This window comes from Halomonas sp. MMSF_3323 (assembly GCF_030733595.1).
GTDB classification, from domain to species: domain Bacteria; phylum Pseudomonadota; class Gammaproteobacteria; order Pseudomonadales; family Halomonadaceae; genus Halomonas; species Halomonas litopenaei.
The window spans coordinates 124,413-137,519 of sequence record NZ_JASHIT010000004.1 but is presented as its reverse complement, the minus strand read 5'-3'; the positions used below and the strand labels follow the sequence as shown (position 1 = coordinate 137,519).

Below are 13,107 nucleotides of genomic sequence, written 5' to 3'. Positions count from 1 at the left end.
TTTGCTGTAGGGCGATGTTGTGGATTCTGTCAAGTGGTGCCTTGCCTGACCATGATGACATTGAATGACGAGATGTTACCGAATGTGTTCGAATGTGAGAGGATTGTAGTTGTAACAGTAGTTGTGGCTGGATGGGATGTTAGCAGCGTTGGGGAAGCGCTCGACAATCGGCGCTACAGGGAAACTGCTCGCCCATCCCGGGGATGATGAGAATGGTAGCGCCGAAGCAGCACGGCTGGTCCTGCAGAATCCGGGGTTGTTGGGCTAGTTCGTTGGTACTAGATTCAACTGTACTGGCTGCGGCCATTGATAATTAAGGGAACACGAATGAAAACGATCCGCCGAGAACTTCGCTCTTCCATGGTGCGGCCGCTGGTCAGTGCCATCGCATTGGCCTCTACGTCAATGCTGATGGGGTCAGGAGTCATGGCCCAGGACGCGCAGACATTGCCGCCTGGCACGACATCGCCCGGTGCGGCGACCCTGCGTGACGTCGTGGAGCAGACCATCAATACCAATCCTGAGGTGCTGGCCGCCTGGAATGGTTTCCAGGCGGCGGGCCACGATGAGCGGGTGGCCTTTGGGGGCTATCTGCCTCAGATTGACGTCAACGCAGGCGTCGGCCTCGAGGATCGTCAGAACGATCAACAGGGCAGCTACGACACCGACTATGTCGAGGTGACGCTGAACCAGATGATCTATGACGGCTTCGCCACCGCCAGCGAGGTCGAGCGTCTGAGCCGGGCAGAACTGGTACGCTACTACGAGCTGCTGGGGGCGAGTCAGGACGCGGCGTTGGACGCAACTAATGCCTATCTTGATGTTCAGCGTTACCGCCGCCTGGTGGGCCTGGCCCAGGACAACTATCAGAAGCACCTGGAGGTCTACCAGCAGATCGAGGCCCGTGCGCTGTCCGGCGCCGGTCGTCGCGTCGACCTCGAGCAGATCAGCGGTCGTCTGGCACTGGCCGAATCGAATCTGATCACCGAAGCCTCCAACCTGCACGATGTGTCTGCGCGATTCCAGCGTCTGGTGGGCGAATTGCCGCCGGAAGCGTTGGCGCCGGCGCCGACCTTTGCCGAGCAGCTACCCGCTGACGTCGCCCAGGCGTTGCAGCTAGCCTACGAGGGTAACCCGGACTTCCATGCCGCCATCGAGAACATCGAGGCCGCCCGCGCCGAGCGTGAAGGCACCAAGTCGCCCTTCCATCCCAGGCTTGACCTGGTGGGCCGCAGTGGTACCTACAAGGGCAGTGACACCGACGGCGACTTCATTTCCGACAATGATCATGAAGACCGTCACAGCATCGAACTGGTGGGTAGCCTCAATCTGTATCGCGGCGGCAGCGACCTGGCGTCGTTCCGCGCCGCCAGTGATCGCGTCGAGCAGGCGGTCAATCTGCGTGACAAGGCATGCGTCGACATTCGTCAGACCACCACCATCGCCTACAACGACACCCGTCGTCTGCGCGACCAGTTGGAATACCTGAACGAGCACCGTCAGACGACCGATCGCGTACGCGGAGCCTACAAGCAGCAGTTCGATATCGGTCAGCGTTCGCTGCTCGACCTGCTGGACATCGAGAATGAGTACTTCGAGGCGAGTCGTGCCTATGTGAACGCGCAGTATGACGTTGCTCTGGCAGATGCGCGCACCCTGCGTGCCACCGGTAGCCTGCTGGAGGTGCTGGAGGTACGCAAGGATGGACTGCCGAGCCTCGCCGAGCTGGACAGCAACGGTGTGTCGATCACGCCGGATATCGTCTGTCCGGCGGTAGGTCCGCGGTCCTACAGCATCGAGGAGCTCACCGGCTCCACACGGGCTCCGGACGTCGTCATGCCTGCGGACGCTCTGTTCGAGATCAACAGCTACGTGCTGAGCGCGAGCGCCAAGCAGGAACTGAGTGCGTTGGCCGACCGTATCCGTGGCCGTAACGACCTGGTCCGGGTATTCATCGCTGGCCATGCGGACATCTCGGGTACCGATGCCATCAATGATCCACTGTCGCGTAATCGAGCGGCAGCGGTGGGCCAGTACCTGGTCAGCCAGGGCGTCAGTGCTTCGCTGATTGAAACCCGGGGCTATGGCTCGCATCGGCCTGTTCAGTCCAACGACACCGTCGAAGGTCGTCGCCAGAACCGTCGAGTGGAGATCACACTTGAACGCAGTGGCGAGAATCTGGACATGGGGGCATTGCCTGGTTCCGCCGGTGATGACAGTGTGTCCCTTGCCTGGGCGCGAGGGGAACACGGTCGCGGCCTGGAGGGCTAGAAGCTCAGTGGATGATCGCGTCCTCGCTTATCGGGGACGCCATTTCCCGGAATATGGATGCAACTGCCACGTTCTGGTCCTTGCATTGCCGCAAAGGAAGCCGTGACGACAGCAGGGATGATAGGCCGGGTCGCACGGAAAGGGCGTTCTGGTACAGCCATCGGCCGACAGAGAGGTTTACGTGGACGATTCACGAGTTGCGGATGAAGCAGAATTTACAACACCTGAAGCGCAGGAGCAGGACGAAGACAGAGGCCCAGTCAAGGATGAGTTGCTGGAAGTGCTGCTGTCGATTGCTCACTATCACGAGCATGATGTCAGTGCGGATTCCCTGACAGCCGGGCTGCCGTTGGAAGATGGTGCACTGACGCCAGGGATATTTCCCCGGGCGTCGGAACGTGCCGGGCTGACGGCGCGACTCGTCAAGAGTCGCCTCGTTCAGTTGAATCCTGCGCTATTCCCTGTCGTGCTGTTGCTGGAGCCGGGGCGCGCCTGCGCATTGCTCGATATCGATGTCAAGGCGCGTACCGCTCAGGTGATTTACCCCGAATTGGGGCAGGCGTCGGTAGAAATCTCGCTGGACGAGCTTCACGAACGTTACAGCGGGACGGCGATCTATACGCGGCCGCGGTTCCGTTTCGACGCCCGGTCGAAGGATGTCAACGAGAAACGTTCTGGGCATTGGTTCTGGAGCGTGATCAAGGAAAACAGACGCCTTTACCGTGACGTGATACTGGGCTCCGTCGCCATCAACATCTTCGCGCTGGCGATGCCCCTGTTCGTTCTCAATGTCTATGACCGCGTGGTGCCCAATCACGCCACCGAGACACTGTGGGTGTTGTCCATCGGTGCATTGATCGTACTGGCATTCGACTTGACGCTCAGGTTGATGCGTTCGAGCTTTGTCGATCTTGCGGCCAGTCGAGCTGACGTCAAGCTCTCGTCGCGTATCATGTCTCGCGTCATGGGGATGCGGATGGAGGCCAAGCCTGCCTCGACCGGTTCCTTTGTCTCGATGCTGCAATCCTTCGAGTCGGTTCGGAGCTTTATCGGCTCCGCCACCGTGATCGCCATGGTGGACCTGCCGTTCGTTCTGATGTTCATCGCCATCATTGGCCTGATAGGACCTGCACTGGTCATTCCTATCGTGGTTGGCGTGCTGTTTATCTTGCTCTACGCCCTCGGTGCCCAGGGAAAGCTGCACGACTTGTCGGAAACGACCTTGAAGGTAGGGGCGCAACGTAACGCCACTCTGGTGGAATCGGTCTCCCAGCTCGAGACGGTCAAGACGCTGCGGGGCGAGAGCCGAGTTCAGGGGCAATGGGAGCAGGCCAGTGCCTTCCTTTCGCGTACCGGCGCTCAGCTGAAGTTTCTCGGAACCTCGGTCACCAGTATCGCCCAGTGGACCCAGAATACCGTCGGTATCTGCGTCATCCTTATCGGCGTCTATCTGATCATCGACGGCAATCTCTCCCAGGGCGGGCTGATCGCTGCCTATATGCTGTCGTCTCGTGCGCTGGCACCGGTCAGTCAGGCCGCCGCACTGCTGGCTCAGTATCATCAATCGGCCACGGCCCTGGAGTCGTTGGATAGAGTGATGGAAATGCCGGTGGAACGTGAGGAAAAGAGCTACATCGATCGTCCCGCCGTCAAGGGGCTGGTGAAGTTCGACAAGGTTACCTTCCGCTACCCCCAGGCCGAGAATGACAGCCTTCGCGACGTCTCTCTGTCGATAGCACCAGGCCAGAAGGTGGCGCTGCTGGGGCGAGTTGGCTGTGGCAAGACCACGTTGCAGAAGTTGTTGCTCGGTCTGTACCAGCCGACGTCGGGAGCGGTGCTGATCGACGATGTGGACATTCGTCAGTTCGACCCTCTGCAGTTGAGGCGACATATCGGCTATGTGCCTCAGGACGTTCGCCTGTTTTACGGCTCACTGAAGGACAACATCATCGCCGGTGCCGGCAGCGAAGGGGTGGATGACGATCTGCTGCTCAAGGCCATCCGTATCAGTGGGCTCGATGGACTCGTCAGCACACACCCTCAGGGCGTCGAGCTGCAGGTAGGCGAAGGCGGACAGATGCTTTCGGGTGGTCAGAAGCAGGCGGTAGCGATCGCGCGAGCCATCGTGCACGACCCGGCGATCTTGTTGCTGGATGAGCCGACCAGCGCCATGGACCACGCCAGCGAGGAGGCCTTCAAGCGCAACCTCAAGGATTACGCTGGGGGCAAGACGATGGTGGTGGTGACGCACCGCACGTCACTGCTGTCGCTGGTGGATCGTATCGTGGTCATCGACTCTGGCAAGGTGGTCGCAGATGGTGAGCGTGACAGCGTCATGGATGCGCTGCGCAAAGGCCAGATCGGGAGGGCCAGCTGATGTCCAGCAAGAGTGCCGAACAGAAGGGATTCGAAGGCGTCGGTCGCGTATCACGCAAAGGTGGCAAAGTCTTTCGCCCCTTTATCGACCGGTTGTTTGCGCGTCGCGTCAGCGCATCCCATCTCAACAGAGATTGGGCGAGCGACGCAGACTGGGCGCGAATGCAGCAGGATCCTCTGCGCGCCAGGCTGATGCTGTACATGGTTGTCGTAGCGATCATCTGCGTGATCGTCTGGGCCTGCTTTGCGCCGATCGATGAGGTGACACGCGGTAGCGGCAGGGTCATACCCTCCAGCCAGCTTCAGCGGGTGCAAAGCTTCGATGGAGGCGTGGTTCAGGAGATTCGCGTCAGCGAAGGTGATTTTGTTTCCACCGGCGATCTGCTGATGCGCATCGACCCGACGCGTTTTCTCTCGAACTTCAACGAGAACCGGGCGAAGGCGGAAACCCTGCAAGCCAAGGCCGAGCGACTGAGGGCGCTGGCTACCGGGTCGGACTTCTCTCCGTCGGAGGCATTGATCGAGCAGGCGCCCAATATCGTCTCCCGTGAGCGCGAGCTATACCACAGTAGTCTGGAAACGCTGGATGAGCAGAAGCAGATACTGCAGGAGCGACTGGCACAGCGCCGGGCGGAGCTCAACGAGGCGACTGCGCGTCGCAACGCAGCCAGTCGCGAGCTGAATCTTGCCAGTCAGGAACTCAACATGACGCGCCCTCTGCTGTCCAGCGGGGCGGTCTCAGAGGTTGAAGTGCTGCGCTTGCAGCGTGAGGTCTCCAGGGCGAGTGGTGAGCGCAATCAAGCGACGGCTCAGGTGTCGCGGCTGGAGTCGGCGATTCAGGAGGCGCTGGGTGAGCTTCGTGAGGTCGATGCGAAGGCGCGCAATGAGTGGCGTCAGGAGCTGTCGGCGACCCTGGGTGAACTGTCGGCCCTGGACGAGTCCAGCGAGGGGCTTCAGGACAGGGTGCGTCTCTCCGAGATACGCTCGCCGGTCGATGGTGTCGTTCAGCGTCTGGCGATCAATACGATCGGCGGGGTGGCTCAGCCCGGTCAGGAGGTGGTGGATATCGTCCCGACAGACGACGCCCTGGTGGTCGAGGCCAAGATCGCGCCGCAGGACATCGCGTTTCTACGCCCGGGCCTGCCTGCGACCATCAAGTTGACGGCCTATGACTTCTCCATCTATGGCGGGTTGGATGCCCAGCTGGAGCACATCAGCGCCGACACTACTACCGATGAAGAGGGAAACACCTACTATCGGGTTCGAGTGCGAACCGAAGACAGCGCTGAAGCCGAAGCGGTGGATGTCATCCCGGGCATGACCGCTCAGGTGGATATCCTGACCGGCAAGCGAACGGTGATGCAGTTCCTGCTGAAGCCGGTACTGCGCGCCTGGGGTAACGCGATGGGAGAGCGGTGATGACTCGATACCTGGTCTACCAAGGAAGTAGCGAGGTACCGCGCTGGAATGATGCCTTCAGTGAACTGGAAGTGGTCGCTCCTCACAGTGTCATCGACCATGCCGTCAAGGGCGATCTCGCCTGGGTAGTGGTTGAAGGCGGCGACTGGACGGGACTGTGCACGCGTTTGGCCAGCAAGGGAGTGCTGGTGTCGGTGCTGTCCTTCAACCCGCATTCCGCAGAAGCGTATGAAGCCTTCACCGCTGGCGCCAGGGGCTATGTCCACGCGCTTTCTACCCCCGAAGTGCTGCGTCAGGTCGATGTCGTGGTGAGGCACCGGGGCATCTGGCTTTGGCCCGAGTTGATGGACAGCCTGGTGGGCGGTGTCTTCAAGGCCATGGGTGGGGCGCCTGCCGTGCACCACGACTTGCTGGAAGGTTTGACCGAGCGCGAGAAGGATGTTGCGCTGGCTGTGGCGGAGGGCCAAAGCAACAAGCTGGTGGCGCGAGAGCTCGGTATTACCGAGCGAACCGTCAAGGCCCACCTCGGGGCAGTCTTCCGCAAGTTGGGGGTCAAGGATCGGATGCAGTTGATCCTGCGCCTCTCCAGGGATCGTTGACGGCGAAAGAAGTGGTCATTACCGCGCGACAGTTTAAAGGGGGCTTTTTGCCCCCTTTTTCTGTGGTAGAACGGTTGATCTGATGTCGTCAAGTGCTGGCGTCTCGGCCTCTGCACCTTACTCCGGAAATAGAGCCCTGGAATAGTGCCGTTACTTTTCGGTCTGGGAAAGTCGTTGGTTGAAGTAAGAGATTATCTTTATATTTTGCAATAAACACTTCTTAACTGTGCATTTGTGGGTTGTTCCGATGGAGAACTCTCCCACTTGACCTACTAGACAGTATCGCCCGCACGGGGCCGCCCCTATTTTCTGTGGAAACCCAATAAGCAGAAAGCACGGGGCTAAACCCATGAATATCATTGCTACCGCAGGAAGTGTGTGGATTGTCGACCAGGCAGGCGAACAGCGGGTGGCCAGGCCCGGCGATGTGCTGCAGCCAGGCCAGCGACTTGTCGCCGGAGATGACGGGCGAGTGGTTGTTTCGTCAAGTTCAGGACAGCTACCGCTGGTGCTTGAATCAGGCGAGACAATGGAAATGCCGCTGGGCCAGGGCGACGCCCAATCGTTTCCCTCAGATGATTTGCTTCTTGCGCAGACTGTCCCGTCCGAGTTGATTCAGGCTTCGCTGCTGCAGGACGAGCAGTTGGAAGAGGTGTTCGAGGTGCTGGAATCGGGCCGGGACCTCTTCGATGTCTTCGACGAGCCTGACGCGGGTCCGGGTGCTGGCCCCGGCAACGACAATGGGCATTCTTTCGTCCGTCTTTTGCGTATTCTCGAGCAGGTTTCTCCACTCGCCTTCGAGTACGGCCTGGACTCGTCCGATGGACAGGAACCCCGACTATTCCTGGGAGATATCGTCGATGGCGACAACCCTGGCGAGGACGGTGGCGAAGAGGAAGAAGACAACGATGTCAGCCTAGGCGGCTTGGAAGGTGGTCCAGACGGCTCTGGTATAGACCCAGACGCTGGTGATCTTCCGGGGGGGCTGGAAGGTGCCGAGCTCGTGGTACGAGAGTCTGCGCTAGCCCAGGGTAGTCGTCCATCGGCGGACGCCTTGGCGCAGTCCAGCAGTTTCAACTTCGACACTCCCGATGGTCTCGGCGCGCTGACGTTGGGAGGGACGCTCTCCTTGACGCTGGCGGACCTTCAGGCCCTGGAGGGGACTCCCAGGTCCCTCGATACGCCCCATGGCATCCTCTGGCTTGATGGTTTTCAGGGTGACGCCACTGGCGGGACCGTGCTTTACCACTTTGAGCTGACCAGTACCGTCGACAATGACGAGACGCAGGGGGCCACCGATGGCGGCTTCCTGGAGCAGATCGAAGTGACGGTGACGGATGTCGATGGTGACGGCCGCACTGCCAGCCTGGATGTGCTGATTCTCGATGATGTTCCCGGCATCGAGCTGGGCGGTCCCGCCGAGGTGGGGGAAGGCAGTACCATCGAGGGGAGCTGGAGCGCCGTTGATGGTGCCGATGGTGTGGCCAGTCTCGTTGTGTCGGTCGCTGGCATCGATGAGTCCTTTGCGCTGGGACAGGAGATCGTGCTCGAGGAAGGACGGTTGATCGTGGAGGCTGATGGAAGTTGGTCATTCACCGCTGCCGTCGGACTCGATCAGGGAGCATCACCGTCGGTGGAGTTCAGTCTGGTACAGACCGACGGAGACGGTGATCAAGCCGATGCTCACCAGCGTATCGAGATCTTCGACGCAACAGTCCCGACCACACCCACGGATGGCGGTGATCCGGATGCGGCGCCTGCCGAGGTAGTGCTCGATGAGGACGGCCTGGATGGCGGTATCCCCGGCGGTGATGGCGATGTCGCGGGCGAGGCCACGGTCATCACCGGTGCGCTCGGCTACGACTTCGGCGATGACGGGCCGGCAGTCAGCGGCGCCTTTGCCTGGTCGCAGGTGGGTCTGCCGGCGTTGAGCTCCCGCGGTGAGGTGCTGAATTTCGCCGTGTCGGATGATGGCCTGAGCCTGGTGGCGGCCACGGCAGCGGGCGAAGAGGCGCTGCGCATCACCCTGACAGACCTCGCCAGCGGTGCCTTCGAGGTGAGCCTGCTGCGTCCGCTCGACCATCCGGAAAATTCCACCGAGGACGATCTGGCCATGTCGGTCGGCTATACCGTCGCCGATATTGACGGTAGCGAGGCATCCGGCCAGCTTGACATTCGCATCGACGATGATACCCCGGTGGCGTCGGTGACCACGGGGAACACCCTGATCGACGCCAACGCCAGCTCAGGCGTTATCCAGGTGGCCGAGGGCGCCACCGTCGAAGGCAACTGGTCTCTGAGCCCCGGCGCGGATGGATTCTCCGTCATCGACGTACTGATCAATGGGGCGCCCCTGAGCTTTTCCAGTCTGCCTGGCAGTGACGAGCAGACCACGTTGACCCTGGCACAGGGCGACCTGACCCTGAGGGGTGACGGTAGCTGGTCCTTTACGGCAGCCAGCGGACTCGACAACAGTACGCCGCAGAACATCGATGTCGTGCTTCGCGTGACCGATGGTGACGGTGACGTCGTCGAACTGGATATCAGTGGCGAGATCCTGGATGCATCGGGGCCCACCACCCCAACGGATGGCGGTGATCCGGATGCGGCGCCTGCCGAGGTAGTGCTCGATGAGGACGGTCTGGATGGCGGTATCCCCGGCGGTGATGGCGATGTCGCGGGCGAAGCCACGGTCATCACCGGTGTGCTCGGTTACGACTTCGGCGACGACGGCCCGGCAGGCAGCGGCGCCTTTGCCTGGTCGCAGGTGGGTCTGCCGGCGTTGAGCTCGCGCGGTGAGGTGCTGAATTTCGCCGTGTCGGATAATGGCCTGAGCCTGGTGGCGGCCACGGCAGCGGGCGAAGAGGCGCTGCGCATCACCCTGACAGACCTCGCCAGCGGTGCCTTCGAGGTGAGCCTGCTGCGTCCGCTCGACCATCCGGAAAATTCCACCGAGGACGATCTGGCCATGTCGGTCGGCTATACCGTCGCCGATATTGACGGTAGCGAGGCTTCCGGCCAGCTCGACATTCGCATCGATGATGATACCCCGGTGGCGTCGGTGACCACGGGGAACACCCTGATCGACGCCAACGCCAGCTCAGGCGTTATCCAGGTGGCCGAGGGCGCCACCGTCGAAGGCAACTGGTCTCTGAGCCCCGGCGCGGATGGACTCTCCGTCATCGACGTACTGATCAATGGGGCGCCCCTGAGCTTTTCCAGTCTGCCTGGCAGTGACGAGCAGACCACGTTGACCCTGGCGCAGGGCGACCTGACCCTGAGAGGTGACGGTAGCTGGTCCTTTACGGCAGCCAGCGGACTCGACAACAGTACGCCGCAGAACGTCGATGTCGTGCTTCGCGTGACCGATGGTGACGGTGACATCGTCGAACTGGATATCAGTGGCGAGATCCTGGACGCATCGGGGCCTACCACCCCAACGGATGGCGGTGATCCGGATGCGGCACCGGACGAGGTGGTGCTCGATGAGGATGGCCTGGATGGCGGTATCCCTGGCGGTGATGGCGATGTCGCGGGCGAGGCCACGGTCATCACCGGTGCGCTCGGCTACGACTTCGGCGACGACGGCCCGGCAGGCACCGGCGCCTTCGCCTGGTCGCAGGTGGGTCTGCCGGCGTTGAGCTCCCGCGGTGAGGTGCTGAATTTTGCCGTGTCGGATGATGGCCTGAGCCTGGTGGCGGCCACGGCAGCGGGCGAAGAGGCGCTGCGCATCACCCTGACAGACCTCGCCAGCGGTGCCTTCGAGGTGAGCCTGCTGCGTCCGCTCGACCATCCGGAAAATTCCACCGAGGACGATCTGGCCATGTCGGTCGGTTACACCGTCGCCGATGTTGACGGTAGCGAGGCATCCGGCCAGCTCGACATTCGCATCGATGATGATGCGCCGGAGGGCATCGTCTCGGAAGCTTTACTGCTTGAAAATGGCAGCACTGGAGAACTGGCAATTCCGGGCGGGTATGGTGCGGATGGGCAAGGGGCCCCGATCCGCTTCGACGGTGCGCTGGATGAGGCGCCGGTGGAAGACGTCAATGGCAACACCATCATGTTGGATGGCGGACCACTGTCCTGGAGGCTGGCCGACAATGGGGTCGAGCTGGAGGCGGTGACAGCCACCGGACAGGTAGGCTTCAGCGTGGTGCTGGATGAATCAAGCAATCAGGCCCGTCTCGTTGTCGGGGAAGGTGAGCTGTCTGTTTTCATTCGGCTTGATGGTGACATCGTGGCGACCGCCATTTCGCAGAGCGCGACCCAGGGTGTGCTGGATGTCTCCGAGGGCGGTCTTGATTCGCAGCTGGTGTTCTCCGCGGTGGCCGGCGTTGCGATTGCCGACGGATCACTCATCGTCGGGGCGGGACAGATTGATGAAGGAGACCAGCTGCGTGTCGATATGGTCGCGGGGGCCGAGGAAACCGGCGGTGTGGTGTCCTGGGACTCACATGTGCGCGTCGGCGAGTTTCGCCAGAGTATCTCGATGGCTGGCGCTGACAACGCGCGAGCCACCCTGCTGCTCAGTGCCCGGGCCTACTCGTCACAGCAGGGGGAAGATGAGCCTCTGCCGCTGTCGGCCGGGGACCTGCGCATTCTCGATCAACGGGGCGTGGATGTGACGTCGGAGGTTCAGATCGATGTCATCGATGGGGATCTCAAGGTTGAAGGCTTGCAGGATGGCTGGTCGTTTGTCATCAACAGCGCCGAGGGCATCCAGGCCATCATCATCGAAGGCGGGAACGGTGAACCCTTTGGGCTTGGCAGCGTGGACATCGTCCGTGGGGCTGCGCCAGGAGACGCATCGGTGCCGCTGCCCCTCGAGGCTGCCGATGGCGACGGTGACAAGGCGTCCGGTGAGCTTTCCTTGATCCTGTCAGGCCCGGGCGAGCTCGTGGTGAGCAACAATGCCAACAATACTATCACCACGGGTGGGGGCGACGATGTCGTCATCGCGGACAAGGGTGGGGCAACGATCATCATCGACCCAGCAGGCAACTATAACCTCTCCTTTATTCTCGACTCGTCGGTCAGCATGAATGCAGAAGTCGATACGCCCAGGCCGGATGGATCGGGCAACTATACCCGCCTCGAGCTGCTGAAGGCAGCAATGCTGCGACAGCTCGAGACCCTGGCAGACTTCGAAGGTACCTTGAATCTTCAACTGATCGATTTCGACGGCGTAGCACGAAATCCTGTCGTGTTCGAAGACTTCAGTAGTGCTGACCTGGCTGCGGCCAGGGCCTATATCCTCGGTATGGAAGCCAAGGGATCCACCAATTTCGATGCAGGCTTCGTTGCCAGTACGGACTTCTTCACCCGCATGTCGGATATCAACAGCTTCGAGTCAACGGCGGTCTTTGTCACCGACGGGCTACCGACAATCTGGCTGGACGAGGATGGCAAGCTGGTGATACCCGAACCGCTGGAGCCCGGTTCTCTTGTGGCGGTGGAGGAATCGGTGGCGTCCTTCGAAGCACTGCTCGAAGTGGCTGATTCGGTCCACGGGATCGGCATAGGGGAAGATAGTCTGGTTGATTACATCCGCCATTTTGACAATACCGACATCCTGGCGGGTGACGTCGAGACTGCGTTGGAAGACGGCAATACCTATACCGGCTCCGCCGGTGAGATCAACGTGGTCAACACCGAGGAAGATCTAAATCTTGCTCTTGATACGGGGTCAAGTACCTCGGATCTAGAACCCTTGGGGAGTGACCAGGTGTTTGCCGGGGCGGGGGATGATCTTGTATTCGGTGACACGGTCAACTCCGATGATCTCGAATGGGTTAACGGCGATTCCGGGGAGGAGTTTTCATCGGGTGAGCACAATGGTCTAGGTTATGAAGGCCTCTATGAGTTTCTGAAGTGGTCTCCCGATTTTGGCAATGGCACCGCGCCAACGACTGATGAGGTCAAGGCGTATGTTCTGGCCAACGTAGATTCACTGATGAACCTTGAGCGCCAGGACGGTGGTATCGATGAGCTATATGGTGAAGAGGGCGATGATGTCCTGATAGGCGGGGCAGGGCAGGATGTTCTGGTGGGCGGTAAAGGAGACGATGTTCTGTGGGGAGGCCTGGATAGTGATCAATTTGTATGGGATGCCGCAGACGCCGAGGTCCCTTCTGTTGATCGTATCGAGGACTTCACTCTCGGAACCACCGATCAAGCTGACAAGCTCGATCTGAGCGGTCTGTTGATCGATGGCGCTGCGTCGGACCTGTCCAGCTATCTGGTGGCTGTCGACGAAGGCGAGGATATTCTCCTGAAAATCAAGACCGATGGCGGGATTGACGCGTCCGGGAACAACGCTGATCTGACCATCGAACTGGGCGGCCTCGGTGTGGCCGGAAGTGGTGAAAAGGTGCTGCAGCAGATGCTTGATGATGGACAATTGATCGTCGAGTGACGATGCGTTTTGCAAAAGGGCCTG

Annotated in this window: 5 protein-coding genes; all 5 read left to right on the top strand. The window is 60.7% G+C overall.

The window, feature by feature from the left end; all coding sequences use genetic code 11:
- Nucleotides 1-327 precede the first annotated feature (327 nt).
- Nucleotides 328-2,271 (top strand): TolC family outer membrane protein, encoded by a 1,944-nt coding sequence (locus RBB39_RS03145; protein WP_239452624.1) that lies wholly within the window; start codon nt 328-330, stop codon nt 2,269-2,271.
- A 271-nt stretch (nt 2,272-2,542) separates the two neighbouring features.
- The gene (locus tag RBB39_RS03140; protein ID WP_108133366.1) at nt 2,543-4,648 is read left to right on the top strand and encodes a type I secretion system permease/ATPase; all 2,106 of its coding nucleotides are present in this window, start codon (nt 2,543-2,545) and stop codon (nt 4,646-4,648) included.
- Nucleotides 4,648-6,066, top strand: a complete 1,419-nt coding sequence (locus RBB39_RS03135) for an HlyD family type I secretion periplasmic adaptor subunit (protein WP_045993760.1) — start codon at nt 4,648-4,650, stop codon at nt 6,064-6,066. The genes RBB39_RS03140 and RBB39_RS03135 overlap by 1 nt, the downstream gene beginning before the upstream one ends.
- Nucleotides 6,066-6,665, top strand: a complete 600-nt coding sequence (locus RBB39_RS03130; RefSeq protein WP_045993759.1) for a response regulator transcription factor — start codon at nt 6,066-6,068, stop codon at nt 6,663-6,665. Before RBB39_RS03135 ends, RBB39_RS03130 begins: the two co-directional genes overlap by 1 nt.
- Nucleotides 6,666-7,014: 349 nt before the next feature.
- Entirely contained in the window at nt 7,015-13,083 is a 6,069-nt protein-coding gene (locus RBB39_RS03125) for a retention module-containing protein (protein ID WP_306168778.1), read from the top strand.
- The last annotated feature ends 24 nt before the right edge of the window (nt 13,084-13,107 follow it).